Below are 25,068 nucleotides of genomic sequence, written 5' to 3'. Positions count from 1 at the left end.
AGGAGTTTTTATGGGATATTTTCTAGGTACTATTGTTGCAGTTAGTGTTGCAATCATCATATTTTTTTCTAGATATGAGGCAGATGATAGCTCTTTTTTAAGCTCTTTAAATAGTGCTGAGAAGAGTTTTTTGGTTTTAAATGAGAACTATATAAATTTATATAGTGACTTAAGCACAATTAATTTTGCGAAAATCTATTCAAGCGATATATTTCCATCTTATATTAGTGCTGTTAGTGGAGAAAATTTAAAATATAAAGATAATAGCTCTTTGGGAAGTGTTGAAAATACAATAAAAAATGAGATAAATCTTGCTTTTGAAAATGAAGTAGAGGCTGATATTAAAAAGTATTCAACAACAAAACTAATATTTCCAAATAGCAAGATTGAGTATATTTTAGTTCCAATAGTTACAAGCGATAATCCAACACAAGATAGTGGAAGTACAATAGATTTAAGCAAAGATGCTGGAAATGGTTATAAGCTATTTGTTGATTTTAGTAATGAAACAGCTTTAATAAACAAACCTGCATTTACAGAGAATAGATACAAAGATTTATGTCAAAAAGAGTTATTTGGAATATTCTTTACAAAAGCTAACAATATTAATGAAAATTTAAACTTAACTACAAGCGGAGATAAAAATGATGGAAAATTTGCTTGTATAATTTTTAAATAATATTTTTTTAATACTTATTTAATAATAGTTAAGCTAAAATTTTTTCCTAATAGTTTTTTAACTATAAAATTTAAATTTAAGGGGTACAAATGCCACAGTTGATAGCGATGATTATCATTGTAGTTGGGGCTATGATTTATATGTTCCAAACTTTTGGGGGAACTGGTGATAAAATAACTGGTGTAGCACAAAAAACAAGTGTTATTACAGAGATTAATAATATTAAAAGTGGTCTAAAATTTGCTGCTAGAGATGGAAAGATTGCAAATGATTACAGTACAGCAAATCCAGTTGAATATTATAACACTTTAGTTGGTCTAGCAAGAGATGGTTATTTTGCAGAGCAAATAAATGAACAAATTGCACGAGATAAAGATGGAAATGCAAGAACTGGTAATACGTTTAATCAATACTCAGCTATATCTTTTGGTGGAAATGCTACTAACAATACAGATGGTTCAGGTTCTATGTTAATATCTTTGATAGCAAATACTCCTGGTACAATACCTGGAATTTTTGTTGACTTAAGTAGAGGTACTTTAGAAGATAATGCAGGTTTCCTAGAATCTCAAATAGAAACAGATTTAAAAGGTATCGCATATGTAGATAGAAAAGCTAGTGTTGCTACAGCTGGTGCTACATTTGAAGCTGGAGCAAAAAGAACAACGGGTACTGCTGCAGAACAAAGATTACCAATAGAAGCGACAACAGGAACAAATGATGATGGTATGTTTGCAATCTACTTTTATGACTTTGGTCCAAGCGAATTAGTTCTATCTAAATAAATATTTAAAGGGGTTTTCCCTTTAAATATAAGATAAATTAGAGTTTTAAGTTTAAAATTCTAGTTTGTTTTAACAAAAATTTAGGGGGAGTTTTGGTATCAAATATCTTCATAAAATCTGCCTTTGTAGTTGTATCTATTTTTGTTATTGCAGGAGCTATTCACTCACTAAATACCAAAAGAGAGATTAGACATATTCAAGAAAACTATGAAATCATTAGTAAACTTAAAGAGGATTATGCAAAAAAGTATAATATTAAAGATACAAGCACAATCACAAGAGATGATTTAATTGCATCTTTACCAAATGGAAGTTGGGAAAAGGCATTTTTATTAGATAGAGATAATTCAAGTAATCTTTCAAATAAAAACTTTATAGATGAGAATGCAAATATAAAGATAGATCAAAGTGAAAGATTAAAAATAATGGCTTTAAGAGCAAAAATAAGTAAAGAGCAGTTTATTTTAGAAAATGGAGAATATAAGATACAAATAGCTCCTCACTCAAAAAATTTCTATAATGAACAAAAAGAGTGGAAAGATAGTGTAAATAGTGCTACAAACTATCTTTTTGCAATTTTACTACCAAATATTTTAGATACTAACAAAAAAATTGATGACGTTTCAAATATTAATATAATTAAAGATTTTAAAGAATCAAAAGTTGAAAGTTTTATTCCAGATTATAACAATGTAATCGAAGATGAGAAAAAAGATTTGAAAGATAGATTTCTCTACTCTATAAAAGAGAGTTTAAATAGCTCTACAATTGGATATGAAGCAAGAGTTCATCAAGTTTTAAAGGATAACTTATGAAAAAACTTATTTTATTACTTGTTCTATTTTTATCTATAAATGCAAACTCTAATTTTGATAATACTCAAAATATAGCAAAAAAAGTAAAAGAGATTATAGAGATGGAAGAGAGATTTATAAACTCTTTTGAGAACCATATAATTCAAGATTTCAGATTTGTAACACCTTCTTATATAGCAGATAATGAGCTAATAATTAATAATAGTATAAAAAATTTTGATAAAAATCAAAATATATTAAGTTTTAGTTCAAATTTACCTGAAGAGCTACAAAATGATAGTTTTGCAAAAAATTTATATGAGAGTTCTACATATAGAGATAGAAGTTATTTTATAGAGAATAAAATATATTTTAATCTACAAAATCCTTTGGCTAAACTTCTTGCTACTATTATGTTGTATAAAAATATAAATAGCATTGATTTATGTCCAGAAAAATATACAAGCAAGATAGAACTTTGTCATCTTGAAGATAGTATTTATGTAGATGTAGAAAAGTATGATTATGTTTTTGAAGATTCATCATACAAAGAAAAACCTAGCAAATTTTTATTAGCTTTTTCTTTAAACTCATTTAAAAATGGTCCTATAATCATTGAAAAAATTGACGAAGATGAACCAATATTTAATATTTTTTCAAATGGAACTATATTTTATGATAGAGATGGAATAAAATATTTAAAAATTGGTGATGAGAATGCAAAAGATAAAAAATTTGCAAATTTAAGTGTAGAGGAGTAGTAGATTGAAAAAATATATTTTTACAATATTTTTATTGTGTTTAAACCTTTTTGCACTTGATAATAGAACTGTTTTAGCTCTTTCAAATGTTATTGAAAGAGAAGAGCAAATAGCATATAATTTTGAGAAATATATTTTAAATGAGTTTAAAATTCCCACAATGAACGATTTACTAAAAGATAATCAAAATCCAGAAGATAGCTACTATTTGGGCTCAAATTTCTCTTTAAAAAATATGTTTGGTAAAGATTTGGCATTTTTTAGTGGTTCAAATGATAAATTAGCAATAGCTATTGATAGCAAAAAATACTCTGATGAGTTTATAAAGCTATATTACAAAAGAGATCTGTATAGAGATAGAACATCTGTTTATGAAAAAGATGAAAAACTTCAATATGTAAAAATAGTTTTAAAATCAAAAGAGGCACAAAATCTATTTAAAATTTTAAATAATGGAGATACTATTTTAAAAGTAGATGACTATAGTAAATGTGAGGCAAATAAATATTGCATAAATCCAAAAGATAATCAAAAAACAATTAGAAAATATACACTAAATGATTCACATATTATATACAATATAAAAGATATGGAAAAAGGCGCTATTTTTATAAGTAAAAGAATAAATAATCCACCACTAAAAGAAGACGACCCAATTTACATAGAGATGGGGTTTGAAGATTTAAATATAGGAACTATTATCTACTCAGATGGTAAAAAATATATAAAAATCATTGCTAGTGAAGATGGAAAACCTAGAATTTATGGAGTTGAGTAATGTTTAAATATTTTGTAATAATATCTTTACTTTTAAGTAATTTACTAGCCTCTACTACAAGTGAATCTAAAATAAATAATGTAAAGATATTAATTGCAAAAGAGGAGTATTTGGCTCTTGCAATAAATAGATATATTCTTGAAGAGTTAAAACTTCCAGTAAAAGATGGTGAATTTGATATTGAAGATGAGAAACTTATATATCTACTTGGAGATAAATTTAAAGATTTCAAAAATCCATTTAATGATAGAAATCTTCAAATTGAGATTTTACCAAATCAAAGAGTTGTTGTAAAATCTATGGTTCTAGATGATGTTCCATATAAACAAAGTGAAAATTTTGTATACAACTTTTATATTGATCAAAATTTCAGAATAAATACTCAAGCCCCAATTAGCAATAAAAAAGAGGATTTACAAAAGGGTACTTTTATAAAATATCACTCTTTACAAAAAAAGATATTAGAAAAAATAGCAAAAGGTGAGAGAGTTCAAAAAGTATCTTCAAAATGTGGTTCAACTGGAAACTTTTGGCAAATAGAAAAAAATGATTTAGTCTACAAATATTGTGATTCAAATCAAAATACAATTAATGTTTACTCTAGCTATCCAAAATATATTGAAGATAATAAGCAAAGAGATTTTATAAAAGGTGAAATTGGAGATAAAATTTATACTAAAGATAATTATATGGGAGAGTTTTTATTTGGTATAGATGGAGATGGTTGGAGTATTGTAAATAGAAGAAATGATAGAAAAAATAGTGATTTGTGCTTAGAAGAGAGAATTTTAAACTATATTCCACAAGCAAAAGATTTAGTTATTAGATCAAATGGTGGATGTATGCTTGCAAATGGAGATATATTTTGTTGGGGAGACAATAGCTTTAAGAAAGCAGGAATTGAAAACTATGGACAACTTGATAAAAATATATCAGCTGATTTTATAAATACTCCTGTGATGCTAAAATCAGACTTAGAAAATGAAGCCAATTTAGATATTGTTAGTAAAAGATGGTTTAATTCACCATTTAGAGTAAAATTTGAAAAAATGGCAATGAATAGTAAAATGGTTTGTGGAATATCTCCTATTTTTGAATCAAAAGCAACACAAAAAGATGATGGCAGCTTGGAAGAAGATAGTTGTGAAAATATTCAAAATAGTTCAAATCAAAATAGTGATGATAAAATTATTTTAAATCATGCTGGAAATTTATATTGCAATGGAGATTTACCAATTGGTGAATATAAAATTACTAGCGAAAATGGTGCAAAATCAATTCTTAGACAAAATATTGAGTTTGCAAAATATAAAAATGATAATTCACAAAATAATAATGCAATATTTTTAAAAGATATTGCTATGGTTGAAGATGCTATTTTAGTTTTAAGTGATGATGGAAAATTATATACTATTGGAAAAAATACAAATGGTATTTTAGGTGTTGCAAGTGATGATTTTAATCTCTATTCAAACAAATCTCAAATTATGCCTGATAAATTTTTTGTAAGTATATCTGCGACTAGAGATAGAAGAGTTTTCACTGCTTTAGATGATAATGACAACTTATATATTTGGGGAGAGACTCTAAAAGAGATTTTAAAAAAGCCAACTTTAGTTTCAAGCTCTATAAGATTTTCTGAAGATTATATCCTACCACAAGCAGATACTTTTGTACTAAGAGATAATAGAGGAAGATTTTATTATTTAAATGAAAATAACAACATAAATGAAATATCTCTAAATTCAGGTGATGAGAGAATGACATCTGCAACAGCATATTTAAATAAAAATGGCTCTTGGCAAATTGCTTATATCAATCAAAATGGTGAATTAAAAACTAAAGATGCAAACTCATTTGCAACAAATTGTAAAAATACAGATGGAACATCTTGTACAGGTGATGATAAAACTATTTTTGATGATGCCTTAGATACTTTAAACAAACCATCTATTGATGTTGGAAGTAAAAAATATGCTTGGTTTAAAAATATAAGTTATTTTAAACCAAATATTTTTTCAAGTCAAAAAGAGAATTTTCAAAATAGTGTTTTAAATGGATGGAGTGGCGCTTTTCATGATGGAAAAATAAGAGTCCAAGATGGTCTCTTTTGGTGGAATACAAGAAAAGATTATGTTGTTGAACCATTTCTTGGAGTTTTTGGAAAGAATCACTCTACTAATAATTTAAGAATAAATACAAATGGTTCACAAGCGATATCAAAAGAGTACTTAATAAATGATGCAAAAGATAAAGAGATTACAATTTTAATAAAAATATATGAACTTGGTTCTTGGGATAATGAAAAATTTAGAATATTTATAAATAATAATATTGCCCAAGAAGCGACTTTTAATAACCATTCAAATAGTGGTAAATTTATTACTGTTGAAGAAAAAAGCAATGTTAATAATGATATAAAAATGAGATTAAAAGAGCATGTTTTTAAAATAAATTCAAAAACAGATTCAAATGGAAGAATTAAAATAGGATTTGGTGCTATTGTAGATGAAAATTGGGATAACGAAGGATTTGGAATTGCTGATATTCAAATTATATATGATAAAGAGCCATCAAATCCATTTATATGTACAATTACAGGTGCTAGAGGATTAGATCAAATGTATTGTTGGGGAGATGTTGCAAGATCTTTACCTATTATTAACACAGGAGCTTTTGATATAGATAAAATTCCAAGTGTTAATAAACTCTTTATAAATCCTAGAGAAAACTTATATGATCAAATGTCCTTTGAGAAATTTGATAACTCTGGGAATTTATTTTTGAAATACCCAACATATATAAATAGTTTTGACTATTCATTTAAATTTAAATAAGGAAAGAGATGAAAAAAATATTACTATCTTCTGGTTTATCAGTTTTGTTACTTGTTACTGTGGGGTGTACTCCTAAAAGTTTTCATAATGAAATGCTTGAAAAACAAAAAGAGGCACTAAATAAGGATGATTTAAATAACTTAAGAAGTTCTTACTCTGAAAGTTTGATTGAGAATAATGAGGTAAAACAAAAATATATCTCCATTTTAGAAGATAAAACTTTAAGTGAAGTACTAAATGAACTTGAAAACATGGAAAATAAAATATATTTTCTAAAATCAAATGATATTTTAATTCCTAGAAGTAGAATAAAAATTCATACTGTTCAAGAGCTAAGTAACTATTTAAATGCTGTTATTGATAAATCTATTGTTGTAGAAAAGAATGGTAATTTGAATTTAGTTACTTTATTAAACACAAGTGAGAGAAAAAAACTATCAATAAATAGTAAAAGATTTATTTTAAATGGTCAATTAAGTGTTGAAGAGCTTTTAAAACTTATTACAAATGAGAGTGGTTATAATATAAACCTTGCTAATACTATTGAAAATAGAAATGATTTCCAAAATAGTATAATTAATTTAAACTCAAAAACTTTAGGAGAGGCTTTAAACTCTTTAGCTAGTTCAAAAGATGTTTATGTAGATATTGATTATGAGAAAGAGAGCATTAATATTTCAAGATATAAAGATATTGTAATTGAGCTAAATATACCACTTTTAGATATGAGTTCATCATCTCAAACATCAAATCAAGAGAGCAGTAGTGGAAGTAAAATTGAAAATAAATCTTCTATAGTTTTATATGAAGAGTTAGACAAAATGATAAAAAGTATAATTTCAAATGATAGATTATCAACTTATCACATAGATAAAGCTAGTGGTCTAATATTTTTAAAATCTACAAAAAATATAGAAAATGCTGTAAGAACTTTGGCAAAGGCTTATGAATCATCTTTTTCTAAAGAGGCAATAGTTGAGTTTGAAAGAGTTGAGCTAATTTTAAATAAAGATAGAACATTTGGTATTTTAGGAGCTAATATTATAAATAGTAGTGGTTCTAGCTTAAATATTGGAGAGATAGAACCAGCATCTTCATCTTCAATTGTTTTTGATCAAAATACAGTATCTAGAAACCTAAAACTTTTGGCTCAATCTGAAAATAATATTGGAAGAATATTGAATTATAGTAGAAATATGTTAGTTCTTAAAAACAATATTCCAACGGTTCAAGCAATTACAGAAAACACTGATTATATAGAAAAAATTGAGACAACAAGAAATAGTGATACAAATGAGATAGACTCTGATGTTACAGTTAATACTTTAAAAGAAGGTACTAGCATAACAGCATCTGCAAAAATATCAAGAGATAAAATATTTTTAAATCTAACTCCAAGTATTAAAAAACTTATATCTTGGAATAATACAACACTAGCTGGCGGAAATATGGTTAGTCTTCCAAAATACAATGATCAAGAGTACAATATATCAAGAGAGGTAAAACTAGGTGAAACTTCAATAGTTGGTTCAATTATTGTTCATGATGATGCAAAAGAGTATGATGGAATTATTCCAATTGATGGATTTGCAGTTGGTGGTAAAGATTCTAAATCTTATGTACGAAGAGAGATTGTCTATGTGATAACACTAAGAGAAATTAAAGGATTTTAAAAATGTCACTATTTAAAGATCCATATGAGATGTTTTTATTAGATTATCTAGTAACAAAGCTTGAAACTGGTTCAAATACAAGAAGAGCTTTAGTTTTATATAGTGATCAAATTACAAAAAAAACTGCATTTAAAAAGAGACTTTTAGGTGCGATAAGAGAGCTTGAAACTGGTAAACAAAAGTTAGAAGAGGTTTTGTATAAATATAAGTTTTTAAATACTTTTCAATATAGTATTGTATCAAATAGTACAAGTACAGTTGAGGGTTTGAAGCTTGTTTTATCATTTACAAAAGGAAATCCAAACTTAATAGCGAAAATGCTTGGACCTATTTTCCTACCCTTATCAATTATAATAGGCTCATTTTATAGTCTTATTTTATATCTTGGATTTTTAAAAGCTGATGTTGAATATTTAACAAAATTAAATCCAGATGTTGAGCAGTTTTTAGGAATTCCAAAATATTTCACATATACATTTGCATATTGGGGATTAGCAATCTCTATTTTAATAACTCTTTTTATATTTTTTTATTATATGTACACAGAAAAATATAGACCTGCTTGGCTTTATAAAATATTTAAGACTCAAGCATATAGTGATGGAAGATACCTATTTAGAATTCTAAATGGTATGTTAAGTGCAGGAATATCTTTTCATAAGACATCTGCTATTTTGGCAAATGAGTATTTCAAACCAGGTCTTAGACCATTTTTTAAAGATTTAGCAATAATGATTGAAAAAAATAAAAAACTATTTATGGCATTTGATAAATATAATTTTCCAACACTTCTAACAGCTGAAATAAGATTAGCAGAACTTAGTAAATCAAACTACTCAGAACTTGCTAAAACTTTGTATAAAACATGTGATACTATGTATGAAAAAAATATAAACTACCTAGTTTTACAATGGAAATTTTTCTTTTGGCTAGTAGCTATGCTTGTGACTGTTGTAATTGGTTCTGATATTATTAACTTAGTTATTGCTACATTTACTTTTAAAACACTGTATCAATAAGAAAGAAGGTAAAGATGTTTAAAAAATTTTTAGTAGGAACACGAAAAATAAAAAAGCCAAATATTGATTTTAGATTTTTTGAAAAGATAAAAACATTTAATCTTCAAGATTTTATTGAAATAAATAGACAAAAATTTGAAGATTTAGTTAAAAAAGATGATAGTAATGAAACAAATCTTCAAACTATAATTGAAGATATGATTAAAGATAAGTATAACCTAAAAGGTGGTTTTTCTGATTTAATTGTAAATGAGAAAAAATATGAACAATTTGTAAAAAGTATGGGATATGAATATTTTGATAGCTACAAAGAACTTCAAAAATATTATGTAGATACTACTTCATTTTTAGATGATAAAAAACAAGAGCTTTGTTCATCTATGTATATGATTACTCTTGAAGATATAAAGAATAAAAATAAAGTATTAGGAATTAGAGATGTTGTAAATCTTGATTTTGATATCTTAAGTAAATTCTACTTTACAAAAATTATAGTTCTTGGAGAGGGTGTTTTATCTACAATATTTGGAGAAGATAGAGAGATTATATTCCATCAAACTTCTGATACAGAAAGCGATGAAGAGATTGATAAATATTTTGAAAAACTAATGGGTCAAGCAGTTTTACTTGGAGCTAGTGATATACATATTCAAAAAACTTCAAGAAATGCTTTTTTGTGGTTTAGAATAGATGGTATAAAAGTTGATATGGGTTCAATGCCAATTCCAATTGCAAAAACCTTAAAAAGAAGACTTGTAACTATGGCTGATCAAGAAGATTCAGATTTTGAGTCAATTAATGGAATTATTAGTTATGAATATGCAAAAAAACCAATTAAATTTAGACTTGGTTTAATAAACTCAAAACAAAACTTCTCACTAGTTATGAGGATGATTGGTGGTAAAGGAGTTGTTTCTCATGATTTAGGTGGATTAAATTATCCTAGTGAGACAATTGAAATTTTAAATAACCTAACAAAATATGCAAATGGTATGATATTAATAACTGGTCAAGTTGGAAGTGGTAAAACTCACCTTATGTATGCCCTACTTCAAAAACTTGCAAGACAACAACAATATGTTATTACAATTGAAGATCCTGTTGAATATGTTGATGAATCTTTCTTCCAAATTGATTTATCTGAATTTGCAAGTGCAAGTGAGGAGTTTAAATATGGATATCCTGAAGCTGTTGTTGATATTTTAAGACAAGATTCAAATATTATACTTATTGGAGAGACAAGAGAGCCACAAACTGCATTTCAACTCGTAAATGCATCTAACTTAGGACAGTTAGTATTTTCTACAATGCATACAAACTCAGCTCCAGCAACTGTTTCAAGGATGACTAGCTCTTTGGGAATTAATGAGGGAGATGTTATTGATAACTTAAGAGGAATAGTATCTCAAAGACTGGTGCGAAAACTATGTACAAGTTGTTGTGAACCTGATGGAAAAGGTGGAAATAAAAAAGTTGGTTGTGAACATTGTGGAAATACAGGTTTTAAAGGCCGAGTTCCTATTGCAGAAGTTGTTAGATTTAAAATTGGAGCAGGTGGTGATTTTGAAAATCCTGCTGAGTATATGACTGTTGAAAAAGCAACTTTAGCACAATATGATGCTGGTTTTATAACTTATGAGGATGCTCAAGCAATTATAAGGGGAGAAGAAGTATGGTACGATTAGCAATAACTGATTTTAACTCACAAGAAGAGAGTGAACATTTTTATTTAAATGATAGATTTGAATTATCAAAAAGATTATTTACTTATAATAAATTTAAAAAAAGAGAAGTTTATGTACCTAAAAATAGTATTTATGAATATTATTCATTAAATCTTCTATCTAAAAAATATTTGGCAAATAATGAGTTTTTAATCTATATTGCAGATGAAGAGTATGTACTTTTATTTAATCATAAAACAATATATAGTGCAAAAATAAATCCTAGTTTTATAACTGATGATATGATTAAATCAATACTTATGACAAAGCACATTACAATGTTAAGTAGTGGTGGAGAGATAAAAAAAATAAATTATATAGTTGAATCAAAATTTAGGGCAGGAATAGAAGTTCTTTTACAAGAAAATATAAAAAATGATAAAAAAGAGGTTGTATGCTTTAAGTTAGGAGAAGTAGCCGAACTTTGTGAAAATTTAAATGAGTTAGATAGTTCAAAGACATTTTACACAAAACTATCCATTTTAGTATTTTTATTTTTTATTATATTCTATGGTCTATTTTTTGGACTTATTGACTTAAAAAAAGATTATTTAACGCATCCTACTTTAGACCCTTTAAAACAAGAGTTAAGGTTTGAAAATGATTTCATAAAAAGACAAGATAAAGCTTTTAGCACTGCACAAAAAGAGTATGATAATTTAATATCTTGTATAACTTATAAAGAAGAGTTAAAATGATTAGTTTAAGTAAAAAACGGATTATAAAAATATCAAAGTTATCTATTATTTTGTTTTTAGTATATATACTATTTTTCTTTTTAATTTCAGGATTTGAGTACTATAAAATGTACAATGAAAAAGTATCTTTAACAAAAGAGCTTGATGAAAAAAGAGAAGTTACAAATAGAATAAAAGATAATATACAAAATATTAAAGATAAAACAAATCTAGTAAAATCTAGCTATGCATCTAAAGAAGAGATTGATAATAAATTAAAATCAATATTCAATAACTTCTCTTTGGTTGATTATAATTTATCTCTTATAGATACAAAACAGATGTGTATAGATAGGTATATATTAATAGTAGATTTAGAATCAACTACAGAACTTGGTAAAATAGCTGGTAAAAAAATACTAGAGTATTTAGGAGAAGTTAAACAAAGAGATGAATTTGAAAATATTTACTTTGTTGACTATATACAAAAACCAAGGGAAAATAGATGAAAAAGATATCTTTTATAATCTTATTTGTATGTATAAACTTATTTGCTTCATCTGAATTTGATATTTTGAATAAAAAGAAGATAGATAAGTTAATACAAAAAGAGGAGCAAATAGCAGTTGCTTATAAAAAATATTTAATAGTAGAAGCAAAGAAACCAGAAAAAATAGAAGATTTGTCACCTTATTTGGTTGATGGTTTTGATTTTATAAACCCTTTTGGAATTAAAATGAGTATAGAAGATGGTGAGATAAAACCTTTTATACCAAAAAATGAGACTCTGTTAAATGATATGATTTTATATTATTATACAAATTCGAATAGAGTTTATACATTGGCTCCATTAAACAAAAATAGTAATACAAAAATAAATTTATCTATTATAGAAAAATTTATTCAAAATAATCAGGATAAAGTTTTAAAACCAAATCAAACACCTACAGCAGGTAGATTTATAATAAAATCTACAATTGATGCAAATGATAATTTGAGCAACAACGATAATATTTTAAATAATGTATCACTTGATTATTATGGAAATGATGGAAAATACAAATACTCTTATAGTACAAACATAGGTATGACATTTGCAGCTGGAATTCAATTTCAAGATGAAAATTTAAAAGTAACTAAAGATGTAAAAGATTTAAAAATACCAAGTGAGTTTATAACTCTTGGACTATCTGTATTTGATTGTATCTATGGAGGTGTTAATCAAACAGAGTGTAGAACAATAAAAGAGTCAATTGCAATTGGTCCAAATAATTTTATAAGAGTAAATCCTGATTCCATATCTGTAGGAGAGACTGTAATATATTTTTATAGACGAGCTGGAGGAATGATTGTAAATGGTGATATCTATGCTTGGGGAAATAATGGTAAAGCAATAACAGGAATAAAAGGAAGTAAATATTTTACAGGTAACACAAATTCAAATTCAGAAGTTGTAGTAAATATAGCTATGCCTTTAAGAGCAAAACTTTATAATAATGTTCAAAATACATACAACAAAGATAAAACAAATGTTTATAATGATAAATATTATGAGCAAAACTACTTTAACTCTCCAAATAGACCAAAATTTATTGATTTTTTTATATCAGTTTATCATGGTGCTTGTGGGATTTCTACAAATAAAGAGGTATATTGTGGAGGTACAACTGGTGGAAATAGTAGCTCTTGGTATGATGATTTAGACGGAACTAATAGAAAGGGTGAACTTTTGTATAGAAGTAAACACTTTGATGGTTCAACAAATTCAAAAAGAGTAAATAGACTCTTTGCAAACAATCAAATATGGCACTTTTTAGGTGAAGATGGAAATGTTTATATTTGGGGTGATCCCTCTAGTGGTTTTGCTGGAAATGGGAGTGTTTCATCAAAATTTACAAATTATAGTTCTATTAATGGATTATCAAATATAGAAGATATTACATATATTACAACCATAGGATTTAGAAGAATTGGTGCAATAGATAAAATTGGGGGAGTTTATATTTGGGGAGTTGAGGGAGTTAGTGGTAGTAAAGCTTGTGAAAGAAAATTTGGAAGTAAAACATATAATTTTTGCTCTCCAGTTAAAATAGAGCCAAATAACTCAAATTTGTCTATTATTCCAAACTTTGTATCTTTAAAAGGTGGAATTGATGGTTTTGTAGCACAAGATGAAAATGGTGATTTTTATAAAATTTCTCAATCAAATGATACTAAAGATAAGATTCAAATAGAGTCTATAAAAGAGAAGATAAAAACATATAATAGTTCAAATGGTAATGGACTTTTAAAATATGATGCAACAAAAGATGCTAAGATAATCTCTGCTGATATATCTAAAACAATAAATGATTTAAATAATCCATCAAATTTTAGTAGTGGAGTTGTTTGGGTAAATGAGTACAATGAACTCAAAGGCGATATGTTTTTTAGCTCATCTCATAGTGATGATAAATATTTTACAGATGCTATTAAAAAAATAAAATGGATACAGGTTAAAGTTATTCAAGAAGAGAATGGTATTTGTGGAATTGATATAAATAATCAAATGTATTGTTGGGGTATGCAATCTTATTATAGAAATGCATCAGGAAGCACAAGCTGGGGTAATACTTTTATGATTCCAGTTTTTAATACAAACTTATATGATTTAGATAAAGATTTCTTAATGGTTGAGGGTGCAAGTGATTATTTAACAAATATCTCATCAGGAGAATGGACAGGAGAGGTTTATGGTGCAGATGGTGGAAAATTGCACAAAGATGCATTTTTTATAAAATATCCAACATATATTGGTGGATTTAACTATGAATATAAATTTAAATAAGAGAGGGAAAATTATGAATTTAAAGGTAGCAACATTAATTTTGTTTTTGAGTTTTAGTTTGATAAATGCTGAAAACACAAAAGAGACAGAAAATAGTACAAACCAAGAGGAGAAATTAAATAAGCTTGATATGATGGATAAACAATCACAAGATTTTTATATGGCAGTTACAGGCTTAGAAAAAGAGTATCTTGATGAACAGATAAAAAGAACAAAAGAGCAAAGAGAGCGTGAAATGCTAACTAAACAAAAAGCTACTAATGCTCAAGGTGGTGTTATTACTGAAGAGCAAAGAGAGAAAGATGTATTTAATCATCAAAATGAGTTAGCAAGAATTGCTTCTGATTTTACAAGAACAAAAAGATTAAAAGATTTGAAAATTAAAAGTATGTATAGATTTAATGGGATAAATTATGTGATTTTACTTCTTGATGATGAAACAGCTAATAGATCAAAACAGACTACAGAAATTAGTGGAAATATTGAAGGACGATATATGTTAGGGGATACTGTTTTTGGTCATAAAATTGTTGATATTAATACTAGAACAAAAAGTATAGAACTATTTAAAGATTTAGATAAAATTTCAGGATATACAATATATCTTAGCAACTATGGAATAAACTTAAGTAATCTTCAAACAATTGATAGAAATCATCCAAGATATGAACAAATAACTGGAAATATAGACAAACCAATCTCTACAAAAAATTCTATTAAAAATATAGTTCAAGAATCAAATTTAAATATAAGTTCTAAGAATAAGGAATAAACTTTGGAAAATCTAAATATTAAAAATAGTGTAAATATAAAAGTAGAAGAGATTTTAGAGCCATTAATTGAACTAAAAAAAGATTATATTTTTCTTTTTAATATTGACAATATTTTTTCAAATGAAACTGGTGGTAAAACTAGATTAAATAGAGATTTATTTAATCTAACACATAAAAAAATTGAGAAAAATATATTGATAATAAAAAATATCTTAAATCAATCTATTAATATATGTTTTGATGAATTTAAAGAAATTTTAGAAAAGCTAGAACTTTTTGATAGTTTAAACTTAAAAACATTTTTTATAGATGATAAAATATTATTAAATGATTTAACTTCACACTTAGTAAATAATGGAGTGAAACAAAAAGAGATTGAAAATATTATAAACTCTTTACAAAATAGTATAGATTTAAAAAATAGATTAAATAATTTTCTTTTTTATATAACGCTCTTTGATACTTCAAATTTTAATAAACATATAGATAAATATTCATCAGAAGAGCTTATAAACAGCTCTTTAATCTTTGATACAATAAATTCTTATGCACTACTTTATGAACAGCTTATTAGATTTGAAACTGCTATTATAAACTTTTTGGAAAATACATTTAATAACAACAAAAACTTAAAACATATTGAAAATCTTTTTGAAACACTAAGTAAAAGAGCTGATTTTTACTACTATATGGATAATAGATATAAGATATCTTTAGATTATGATTTAAAAATAGATTATAAAAAAGAGATAAATATTCCTATATCTTGGATAGAAAATCTAATATTTAACCTTATAGAACAATCTATTTTAGATACTATTAAAAAAGATATTAAAAAAGGTAAAACTCAAAAACAAATTAGTGCGACAGTAGTATTAAAAAAAGATACTCTAAATATATTAGTATCAAATAATGGTTTTGAGATTGGACATATTGATGATGCATTTACTCTAAATAGTGAGAATGTATTAATTATAGAATCAAATAATATTTTAAATCAATTTAAGAATGAACTTAAAATTGAATCAATAGAGTCTGAAGGGATGAGATATAGCTTTAGTTTGCCTATAAACTAAAGCTTTATCTTTTAGCTAAGTTCTGCCATTTTTTCGTCAAACTCTCTGTTTATATTCTCAATTTTTTGCATAATTTCTAAAATACTATTTTCAACTTTTATTTTATCTGCACCAAATAGTGTTGAGACTTTAGATTCTAGCTCTTCAAGCTCTGCTTTTAGAGGTTTTAAATCTTGACTCTTTTTAGCAACCAATTGTGCTCTTAACTGTTTACTCTCTTTTTTATTTAGCTTTGGCTTATCTTTTTTTTCCTCTTTTTTGTTTGATTTCTTATCATCAATATCATCACCCCAACCAATTTTCTCTAAAAACTCATCATAAGTTCCATTAAAATAATCTGCACCATCATTTGTAAAAACTATTAATCTATCGCAAACAGCTCTTAGTAGCTCTTCACTGTGAGTTACTATAATACTTGAACCCTCGAACTCTTTTATAGCAGTTGTAAGTGCTTCAATTGATTCAATATCAAGGTGGTTTGTAGGCTCATCTAGAAAAAGTAGATTTACATCTTGTGCAATAATTTTTCCAAGCATTACCCTACTTTTCTCTCCTCCAGATAATAAAGAGATTTTTTTCTTTGCATTATCTCCACTAAACATCATAATTCCACAAATATTTCTAATAACAGGTTCTGGAATTTTGTTATTTACACTTTGTATCTCTTCTAAAATTGTATTATTTAGATTTAGATGATTTATATTTGTCTGTCCAAAATGCCCAAAAACTGTACTTGGATGAAAATCTACACTCCCACTAAGAGCTTTTAGTTCACCTGCTAAAACATTTAAAAGTGTAGATTTTCCTTTTCCATTTTTACCTATAATTCCCAAAGTCTCGCCTTTGCTTAATGCAAAAGTTATATCTTTGAAAAGAATATTATTTTTATCATATCCAAAGCTTACATCTTTTACTTCAAGTAAAAATTTAGCACTTGTATCTTTATAGTTAAAATCAAATTTTAGATCTTTTGCATACTCTAAATCTTCCATAACTTCCATTTTCTCTAAAATTTTTACCTTTGATTGAGCTAGTGTTGCTGTTGCTGCCCTTGCTTTATTTTTAGCAATAAACTCTTCAAGATCTTTAATCTTTTTCTCTTGAGCAATTTTTTGTTTCTCATAATGCTCTTCATTACTAGCAAGTTGTTCAAAAAACTTTTGAGTACTTCCAGGAATTATAAAGGCATTTTTTCGCACAATTCCCATAGTATGTGTACAAACACTATTCATAAAATCTCTATCGTGAGTTATAAGTATAAGCTCTCCATCAAAAGATTTTAAAAACTCTCTTAACCAACGAATAGATAAAATATCCAAATAGTTTGTAGGCTCATCTAGAAGTAGCATATTTGGCTCTGTTAAAAGAAGTTTTGCTAGATTTATTCTTATTTGGTAACCACCTGAAAAACTCTTTGGCTCTTTTTGTAAATCCTCTTCACTAAATCCTAAACCAAATAAAATTTTTTCAGCCTTATAGATATTATACTTATCATCTTCACCCAAAGCCAAAGCTGTTTCATCTATTAAAGTTTTTTCAGTAAAATCAAAATATTGTTTCAAAGCACCAATTTTATAGTTCTTTGGAGTTGCAATCTCTCCACTATCTGGTTGCTCTTCTTTCAGTATAAGTTTAAAAAGCGTTGATTTTCCAGTTCCATTTCGTCCAACAAGACCTACCTTATCACCTTTATTTAATCTTAAATTTAAATCTTGATATAAATCTTGAGTTGGATATGATTTTTTTATATTTATTAGCTCTATCATTATTTAAAAAGTACACCTTTACACGAAGTTTCATTCTCATTTGGAATTATATGGTTTAAGTATCTTGAAAATTTTCCAACATAATCAACTTTTGGATATTTATCTGCTATTTTTAAAGTTATCTCATTTTGTCTTAACCAATCTAACTCTATTGGTTTTCCATCTATCCAAGCACAGTTTGTAAGCAAATCTTCAACACCATCAAGATTTACATCTTCAACTTTTTTGCTATGTTTTGCATATAGTTTTAAATAAACACTCTCAACACTTTGTGGTTTTTTATCTTCAAAAATAAATACAACTCTAAAATCATCTGCACCTAGTCCACTATTTATTGGTAAACTTGCTAGTGTTGAGATTACTTGAAGATTTTTATGTCTCTCTTTCTCTTCATAAAATGGTTTATAAGCCTCTATACAATAACCTAAAAAACCATCACTAATAGAGTAAACACCCTCACTTTTAAAACAATCTACATCTTGACCACTTTGTTTTAATGCTGCTAAGAAAATTGCTGCACTCTTTTCATTTTCATTCCAATTAAAAACTGGAAAAACTGCTTCTAAAACTCTATTTGGATTTAAAGTTCCATAATTAACTCTTGCAATTCCAAATGCTAGTGGTTTTTTGTACCAACTCTCTTTAGCAATAGTTTCAAACAGTGCATTAAAATCATCTTTTGAATTTATCATATCTTTGGCTCCTTTTTAAATTTTTTCAGATTTTACTAAAAGTTTAATAAATAGTGTCCATATCAATAGTTGCATTAGCACTATTTATTGAATGCAAAGCATTTAAAAGTGCTTTTGTATTTTGTGATCTTAAAACTATCTCAAATCTATATTTGTTTGCAATTTTAAATATAGCACACTCTCCAAATCCAACTATTTCAATATCTTTTATATTTTGAAGCTCATTTACTGTTTTTTTAAGCTCCTCTTTTACTTTTAAACCATTCGTTGAGCTTAAAATAACACGAGATAGTTTTACAAATGGAGGGTATAAATCTTTTCTAAACTCCAACTCACTTTGCAAAAACTCTTTATAGTTTGATTCAAGCAAATAGTGCTTAAAAAAATCCTCATTTTTACTCTCAATAATAACTTCACCAAAACCATTTCTGCCACTTCTTCCAGATATTTGAAAAAGAAGACTTAAAGCATTTTCTCTAGCTTTATATGAACTCATATTAAGTAAACTATCCATTCCTAAAACAACTGCTAATTTAACATTGTGATAATCATGCCCTTTAGAAAGCATTTGAGTTCCAACCAAAATATCAATTCTGTTTTGATTAAACTCTTCAAGAATATTTTTCAACTCTTTTTCTGTTTTTACACTATCTTTATCAAATCTTTTTATAACGCTATTTGGAAACTCCTCTTTTAAAATCTCCTCAATTTGTGCAGTTCCTACTCTATGATTTCTTACAATTCCAGTTTTACAAGATGGACAAACATCTGGAATTTTTGAAGTATATCCACAATAGTGGCACTTCAAAGCTCTATCATTTTTATGCAAACTCATAGAGACACTACAAAATGGACACTCAACACTTTTGCCACAATCAAAACAGATTTGGTGTTTGTAGTTTGCCCTTGTTGGTAAAAAAACAATTGTTTGATGCGAGTTGTTTAGATTCTCTTTTATTTTTTCTAAACTTTTTTGGGAAATATTTAAGCTACTAGATTCAAAAATATAACTCTTTTTTGTCTCATAAAATGTTTTGTTTAATTCAAAATATGGGATTTTGTAAAAACTGTTTATTGATGGTGTTGCACTTCCTAAAATAAGTCTTAGATCAAACTTTTTAGATATATATATTGCTAAATCTTTTGCATTGTATCTTGGTGTTTGATCGCTTTTATATGAGTCATCATGCTCTTCATCCACAACAATTAAACCCAAATCTCTAAAAGGCAAAAATAGTGCTGATCTTGCACCCGCTATTAGTTTTATTTCAGAAGTTTGAAGTTTCTCTAAAATCTCTGCTCTTTTTTTAGAGCTAACTTTTGAGTGCCAAATTGCTACACTATCTCCAAAAACCTCTTCAAGTCTCTTTTGCATTTGAGGTGTTAAAGAGATTTCAGGCATCAATAAAACAGCTTGTTTTCCACTTTGTAAAACCTCTTTTATTGTTTTTATATATATTTCAGTTTTTCCAGCACCTGTAGATGCAAAGAGCAAAGCTTGTTTTTTAATATCTAAAAACTCTTTTGCCTCTTTTTGAAAAGATGAAAGGTGTATATCTTTTTTAAACTCTATTTTTATCTCTTTTTCTTCTATATTTTTGTTAAATAATTGAAAAATAGATAAACTATGTCCTAGTGAACATACATAATATTTACTAATAAAATCAGCAATTTCAAGCATAAATTTACTATAAAAAAACTCTGTAACTTTTAAAATATTGCTACATTTAAACTCTGGTTTTTCAACTTTTTTTATAATAACTGCTAAATATGGTTTTTTTCTATTTGCTAAAATTACTTCAACTACAAAGCCAATTTCTATTGACTCTTCACTTTGATATGTAAGATTTTGTAAAGGTGATTTTAAAATTGCTACTTCATAATAGTTCATTCTAGCTCTTTGCAGATCTCTTCAGGGCTTATACATTCAAAACTACTATTTTTTAAAGAGAATTTAACAATTGAATTTTTTGTAAAAAAGATATAATCACTACTTGCCATTTTTGCCCATTTTCCAACTTCTTTATCTTTTGTTGTAGTTGATTTAAAAGGATTTTCTAAAATATATTTAAAAAGCTCTTCATCTTTTGTATCTATTTTTGCACTATCTAATTTTGTTAAATGAAAACTATTTTGTAGCAAGTTAGCTTGAAACTCTTGATTCTTAATTGCAGAGTTTATAAGAGCATACTCTACTTTTAGTTGATTTTTTACTCCAAAATCAAAAAAAGTTGATACTTTTGGAGTAAAAATTGCAAATATAATTGATAATATTAAAACAACTAAAATTGTTTCAAGAAGAGAAAAGGCTTTGATTTTAAAATCCTACAAGCTTATTTGAGATATTTGTAATCTCTTTTTCAAACTTTGATTTAAGCTCTCTTTTCTCTTTTAAAGTTGTTAAATATGCTTTTAAAAGGGTAAATGTTTCATTATTTTTATTTAAATCAAAATGTCTTGTAATCTCTTTTTGCATATCATCATCTAAAACTAATTCATATGCCATATTATTTATATGAAGAGTTATTTTCTTATTTTCCATCTAATTTAGCCTTTTTTAAAAGGGTGTCAATTTTTAAAATCATATCTTGATTGTATCTTTCTAATTTATCATTCTCATTTGTAAGTTCAGAGATTTTAGCCTCTAAGGCTTTTTTCTCCAACAAAACTTGAGTATATTTTTGAATTAAATTATCAACTCTTTTATTTAAAATCTCAATCTCTTGCATTTAATCTATCCATTAAGAAATCATCGCTTCATCGTAGCTATCATCCATATAAACTTTTGCAACTTCATATAACTTTGCTACACTTTTTCCCCATGCAGAAAAATTCTCTATATCTTTTTGTGAAATATCAAAATATTTTGATATTTTCTCTATTACAATCTGTTCATTTATATTAAATACTGTATCAATATGAACTAAAATCATAAGCTCCATTAATACAATTTTTCTACTTCTTTGACTCTTAAAGTTTCTTAGAATCTCTTCTAAATCAAATTTTGAATTATCGAATGAATCAATATTATCAATCCCCATCTCATCGCAATAATCTAAAATTATATCCTCTTCCTCTTTTCCAAAATTATTATCAACTCTTGCTAAATAGTGAGCAAGTTGTAAAAAAGCAAATTTCTCTCTTGATTGAAGTTTCATCAATAGCATTTTTTATCCTAAGTTTTTATATATTAAAGTATATATTATAGTATATTTTTTTTAATTTCTAGTAAACTATTAATTTGCTATCAAGCTTAATTAAAAATATTTTGAATATTGATTTTTATTTTGTATAATCCGCTTTATGAAAACTTTTATATTTAATAATTTTGGCAAAATATCTATTTTGATCTTATCTATTTTTATTATTTTTGCTTCAAGTAGTGTTGTTGTAAATGAGAGTGCAAAAGATGTTATAGACAAATCTTTTAATCAAGCTTTAATTGTATTTGGAAGTGCAAAAGCACTAAATGCAGTTATATCTTTGGCTCAAGGAACAGAGATTAATCTTCCATTTGTAGTTGTTGCTGTTGGAGAGGTACTTGATCCTATAAATGATTTAGTAGAGCAATTTTCACTTATAATGTTAGCTAGTTTAGTATCTCTTGGAATTCAAAAAATATTATTAAATTTTGTATCAAATGATTTTTTCAATCTTACTTTTATAATATCCATTTTAGTTTTTAATATATTTCTATTTTTAAAATTTAAAAACATAGAAAGTATTAAAAATATGGCTCTTAAATTAACACTTATTTTACTATTTTTAAGATTTTCAATTCCATTTGTTGCATACTTAAATGAGTATAGTTATGACTACTTTATAAAACCTCAATACAATATTGAACAGCTAAATGAGACCATTTTAAATACAAAAGATGAGATAAGTAAAATAAATCTTGAATCAGTAGAAGAGAAAGAGAGTGGTTTTTTTGAAAAGTTTAGACAAAAATTTGATATGACTTTTTATGAAAAAAAGGTAGATGAGTATAAAGATGCTGTTGATAGTTCAAGCGATAATATAGTTGATTTGATTATTGTATTTATATTTCAAACTATACTTTTGCCTCTTTTTTATCTATTTGTTTTTTATATTTTATTAAAAAAGCTTTTTAATTTTCCAGCCAAATAACCACTTGAAAAAGCCCATTGAAGATTGTATCCACCACAAGGTCCATCAATATCTACAAGCTCTCCACAAAAATATAGACCTTGTATAATTTTACTCTCTAAAGTTTTTGAATCAATCTCTTTTATGCTAACTCCACCTCTTGTAATCATGGCTTGTCTAAATCCATCGTGACCAATAACTGTAAAAGGTGTCCAAGCTAGAGTTTTTATTAGTTTTTCTCTTTTAAACCCTTCTATTTGTTTAAATCTTAAATCTCTTTTTATATCGCAAATATTTAAAATCTCATTTGCAACACTTTTGGCAACTAAAGTCTCTAAGTTTTGTAAAATATTATCTTGAGGATTTTTTGATATCTCATCTTTTAGATGTTTATAAATCTCCTCTTCATTTTTTCCTTTTAGAAAATTTATAAGCAAAGGAACTTCATTGTAAGTGGCTAAAATAGGTGTTATCTCTCTTGCAAAATCTAAAATAACTGGACCTCTAAGCCCCTCTTTTGTAAAAATTAAATCTCCACTTATTTTTAGGTTTTTATACTTTTTTATATCTACTTTTAAAATAGCTTTTGCGATTGTATCAGCCTTGCAAGAGCCAAAGTTTTTCTCTTTTGTAAATAGTGGCATCATAGCTGGAGAGGTTTGTGTAATTTTGTGTCCAAAAGATGAAGCAAAGCTATATCCATCTCCAGTTGCTCCTAAAGTTGGATAACCTAAACCTCCAGTTGCTAAAACTAAATTTCTAGCTTTGTAGATACTATCTTTGCTTTTTAGTTCAAAAATATCATCTAATTTTTCTATTTTTTCAATATTTATTGATGTTTTAAACTCTACACTTAATCTTTGAAGCTCTTTTTGTAAAGCTTCTAAAATAAGTGTTGAGCTGTGATTTATAGGAAAAATTCTAAATCCATCTTTAGCAATTGTTTCTACTCCAATTGAAGCAAAAAAAGAGAGCAAATCATCTCTTGAAAACTCATCAAGAGCATCTTTTATAAATCTGCCATTTTTTCCAAATTTTTCAATAAACTCCAAAGGTGATAAAGTATTTGTAAGATTACATTTGCCACCACCTGTTGCTTTTAGTTTTAGTGCAATTTGTGGCATCTTTTCTAGCAACAACACTTTTTTGCCCTCTTTTGCTGCACTAATAGTTGCAAATATTCCAGCTGGACCTGCTCCTAAAACTATTAAATCGTATATCATTTTAATCTCTTTATATCCTCTTCAAGCTCTTTTAAACTTTGGATTTTTTCTATTTTCTTTTGTTCATCTTTAAACTTTTTATACTCTAATCCACTTTTTGCAATTGCCATTTCATGGCTTATTTTTCCTGCATGAGTTAGTAACTCTCTACCATTTAAAGATATAACAGCATCTAATCTTGCAATCCAATCTTTCATATACATAGGTGTTCTTTGGATTGCCATAGTCTCTGCAAATGCTAAATATTGCTCAACAAGTAATCCCAAAATTGTTTTTTCATCTTTTGGGTCATAATCAATACTTGTCATATAGATGTCTTTGATTTTTTGATAAAAAAACTTTTCAGATATTCTAATATCTCTAAGTCTTTTTTGAAGTTCATCAAAATAGCCCATAGAGTTGCCATTTTTAAATCGCTCATCATTTAGTACAAAACCTTTTGTGATGTACTCTTTTAGTTTATCATTTGCCCAAATTCTAAATTTGGTACCTGTACTTGAACGAACTCTAAAACCAATGGCAATTATCATATCAAGATTATAATATTCTATATCTCTTTCTACTTCTCTATTTCCCTCTTTTTGAACTGTTCGGTAATTCCGAACAGTTGAAATTGGATTTAATTCCTCTTCTTCAAAAATAGCTTTTATATGTTCACTTATTGTTGATTTTGCTTTACCAAAGAGTTCACAAATTTGAGCTTGAGATAGCCATATTGAGCCATCTTCAAACATCACATCTACTTTGATGTTTCCATTTTCATTTTGGTAGATTAATATTTCACTCATTTGTAAACCTTTTTTTTCCCATTTTATCATTTTATAATTTGGAAACAAACTATTGAAATTATTTTATAAAATATGTATGAAAAATA

The 25,068-nt window shown here is 26.6% G+C and carries 24 protein-coding genes; 15 read left to right on the top strand and 9 right to left on the bottom strand.

Annotated features, from left to right (window positions below; all coding sequences use genetic code 11):
- The first annotated feature begins 10 nt into the window (after positions 1–10).
- The 14 genes from ASKIR_RS04590 (at position 11) to ASKIR_RS04525 (ending at position 16,403) form a co-directional block, all read left to right on the top strand.
- Positions 11–679 (top strand): hypothetical protein, encoded by a 669-nt coding sequence (locus ASKIR_RS04590; protein WP_115588603.1) that lies wholly within the window; start codon positions 11–13, stop codon positions 677–679.
- Positions 680–768: 89 nt separating this feature from the next.
- A complete protein-coding gene (locus ASKIR_RS04585; RefSeq protein ID WP_115588602.1) occupies positions 769–1,464 on the top strand; it encodes a hypothetical protein in 696 nt (231 codons plus the stop codon).
- A gap of 92 nt (positions 1,465–1,556) precedes the next feature.
- The gene (locus ASKIR_RS04580; protein WP_115588601.1) at positions 1,557–2,279 is read left to right on the top strand and encodes a hypothetical protein; all 723 of its coding nucleotides are present in this window, start codon (positions 1,557–1,559) and stop codon (positions 2,277–2,279) included.
- Positions 2,276–3,019, top strand: coding sequence for a hypothetical protein (locus tag ASKIR_RS04575; RefSeq protein WP_115588600.1), 744 nt, complete (start codon positions 2,276–2,278; stop codon positions 3,017–3,019). Before ASKIR_RS04580 ends, ASKIR_RS04575 begins: the two co-directional genes overlap by 4 nt.
- A 4-nt stretch (positions 3,020–3,023) precedes the next feature.
- Positions 3,024–3,797, top strand: coding sequence for a hypothetical protein (locus tag ASKIR_RS04570; RefSeq protein WP_066407864.1), 774 nt, complete (start codon positions 3,024–3,026; stop codon positions 3,795–3,797).
- On the top strand, positions 3,797–6,634 hold the full coding sequence (locus ASKIR_RS04565; RefSeq protein WP_066350280.1) for a hypothetical protein: 2,838 nt from the start codon (positions 3,797–3,799) through the stop codon (positions 6,632–6,634). The genes ASKIR_RS04570 and ASKIR_RS04565 overlap by 1 nt, the downstream gene beginning before the upstream one ends.
- Before the next feature lie 8 nt (positions 6,635–6,642).
- Entirely contained in the window at positions 6,643–8,307 is a 1,665-nt protein-coding gene (locus ASKIR_RS04560) for a hypothetical protein (protein WP_115588599.1), read from the top strand.
- A 2-nt stretch (positions 8,308–8,309) separates the two neighbouring features.
- A complete protein-coding gene (locus ASKIR_RS04555; protein WP_066350277.1) occupies positions 8,310–9,326 on the top strand; it encodes a type II secretion system F family protein in 1,017 nt (338 codons plus the stop codon).
- 14 nt (positions 9,327–9,340) lie between these two features.
- Positions 9,341–11,011 carry a GspE/PulE family protein gene (locus ASKIR_RS04550; protein ID WP_066350275.1) on the top strand — a complete coding sequence of 557 codons (1,671 nt, stop codon included), beginning with the start codon at positions 9,341–9,343 and terminating at the stop codon, positions 11,009–11,011.
- Positions 10,999–11,748, top strand: coding sequence for a hypothetical protein (locus tag ASKIR_RS04545; RefSeq protein WP_066407852.1), 750 nt, complete (start codon positions 10,999–11,001; stop codon positions 11,746–11,748). The genes ASKIR_RS04550 and ASKIR_RS04545 overlap by 13 nt, the downstream gene beginning before the upstream one ends.
- Positions 11,745–12,236 (top strand): hypothetical protein, encoded by a 492-nt coding sequence (locus ASKIR_RS04540; RefSeq protein ID WP_066350272.1) that lies wholly within the window; start codon positions 11,745–11,747, stop codon positions 12,234–12,236. The genes ASKIR_RS04545 and ASKIR_RS04540 overlap by 4 nt, the downstream gene beginning before the upstream one ends.
- Positions 12,233–14,554 (top strand): RCC1 domain-containing protein, encoded by a 2,322-nt coding sequence (locus ASKIR_RS04535; RefSeq protein WP_115588598.1) that lies wholly within the window; start codon positions 12,233–12,235, stop codon positions 14,552–14,554. The genes ASKIR_RS04540 and ASKIR_RS04535 overlap by 4 nt, the downstream gene beginning before the upstream one ends.
- Before the next feature lie 13 nt (positions 14,555–14,567).
- Positions 14,568–15,326, top strand: a complete 759-nt coding sequence (locus ASKIR_RS04530; protein ID WP_128994508.1) for a hypothetical protein — start codon at positions 14,568–14,570, stop codon at positions 15,324–15,326.
- A 3-nt stretch (positions 15,327–15,329) separates the two neighbouring features.
- The gene (locus ASKIR_RS04525; protein ID WP_115588597.1) at positions 15,330–16,403 is read left to right on the top strand and encodes a hypothetical protein; all 1,074 of its coding nucleotides are present in this window, start codon (positions 15,330–15,332) and stop codon (positions 16,401–16,403) included.
- 11 nt (positions 16,404–16,414) lie between these two features.
- Here the strand turns inward: ASKIR_RS04525 and ASKIR_RS04520 are convergent, their stop codons facing one another.
- The 7 genes from ASKIR_RS04520 to ASKIR_RS04490 all read right to left on the bottom strand — a co-directional run bounded on the left by ASKIR_RS04520 (position 16,415) and on the right by ASKIR_RS04490 (position 22,028).
- A complete protein-coding gene (locus tag ASKIR_RS04520) occupies positions 16,415–18,169 on the bottom strand; it encodes an ABC-F family ATP-binding cassette domain-containing protein (RefSeq protein WP_115588596.1) in 1,755 nt (584 codons plus the stop codon).
- A complete protein-coding gene (locus tag ASKIR_RS04515; protein ID WP_115588595.1) occupies positions 18,169–18,861 on the bottom strand; it encodes a tetrahydrodipicolinate N-succinyltransferase N-terminal domain-containing protein in 693 nt (230 codons plus the stop codon). Before ASKIR_RS04515 ends, ASKIR_RS04520 begins: the two co-directional genes overlap by 1 nt.
- 43 nt (positions 18,862–18,904) lie before the next feature.
- Positions 18,905–20,752, bottom strand: coding sequence for a primosomal protein N' (locus ASKIR_RS04510; protein WP_115588594.1), 1,848 nt, complete (start codon positions 20,750–20,752; stop codon positions 18,905–18,907).
- Positions 20,749–21,003, bottom strand: coding sequence for a hypothetical protein (locus ASKIR_RS04505; RefSeq protein ID WP_115588593.1), 255 nt, complete (start codon positions 21,001–21,003; stop codon positions 20,749–20,751). The genes ASKIR_RS04510 and ASKIR_RS04505 overlap by 4 nt, the downstream gene beginning before the upstream one ends.
- Positions 21,004–21,178: 175 nt before the next feature.
- The gene (locus ASKIR_RS04500; RefSeq protein WP_066160931.1) at positions 21,179–21,403 is read right to left on the bottom strand and encodes a hypothetical protein; all 225 of its coding nucleotides are present in this window, start codon (positions 21,401–21,403) and stop codon (positions 21,179–21,181) included.
- Positions 21,393–21,590 carry a hypothetical protein gene (locus ASKIR_RS04495; RefSeq protein ID WP_066160929.1) on the bottom strand — a complete coding sequence of 66 codons (198 nt, stop codon included), beginning with the start codon at positions 21,588–21,590 and terminating at the stop codon, positions 21,393–21,395. Before ASKIR_RS04495 ends, ASKIR_RS04500 begins: the two co-directional genes overlap by 11 nt.
- Positions 21,591–21,602: 12 nt before the next feature.
- The gene (locus ASKIR_RS04490) at positions 21,603–22,028 is read right to left on the bottom strand and encodes a hypothetical protein (protein ID WP_066160927.1); all 426 of its coding nucleotides are present in this window, start codon (positions 22,026–22,028) and stop codon (positions 21,603–21,605) included.
- Between the two features lie 136 nt (positions 22,029–22,164).
- On the opposite strand from ASKIR_RS04490, the gene ASKIR_RS04485 reads away from it, so the two are divergent.
- The gene (locus tag ASKIR_RS04485; protein WP_115588592.1) at positions 22,165–22,992 is read left to right on the top strand and encodes a hypothetical protein; all 828 of its coding nucleotides are present in this window, start codon (positions 22,165–22,167) and stop codon (positions 22,990–22,992) included.
- Here ASKIR_RS04485 and ASKIR_RS04480 read toward each other — a convergent pair.
- The gene (locus ASKIR_RS04480) at positions 22,950–24,200 is read right to left on the bottom strand and encodes a BaiN/RdsA family NAD(P)/FAD-dependent oxidoreductase (protein WP_115588591.1); all 1,251 of its coding nucleotides are present in this window, start codon (positions 24,198–24,200) and stop codon (positions 22,950–22,952) included. The two genes, ASKIR_RS04485 and ASKIR_RS04480, sit on opposite strands and share 43 nt — an antisense overlap.
- Positions 24,191–24,982 (bottom strand): RhuM family protein, encoded by a 792-nt coding sequence (gene rhuM, locus ASKIR_RS04475; RefSeq protein WP_115588590.1) that lies wholly within the window; start codon positions 24,980–24,982, stop codon positions 24,191–24,193. The genes ASKIR_RS04480 and rhuM overlap by 10 nt, the downstream gene beginning before the upstream one ends.
- Positions 24,983–25,068 lie beyond the last annotated feature (86 nt).

Origin of the sequence: Aliarcobacter skirrowii CCUG 10374, assembly GCF_003544835.1 — a bacterium.
GTDB lineage: Bacteria > Campylobacterota > Campylobacteria > Campylobacterales > Arcobacteraceae > Aliarcobacter > Aliarcobacter skirrowii.
Note: the sequence above shows the minus strand (reverse complement) of the source record. Positions and strands in the feature narration are given on the sequence as shown.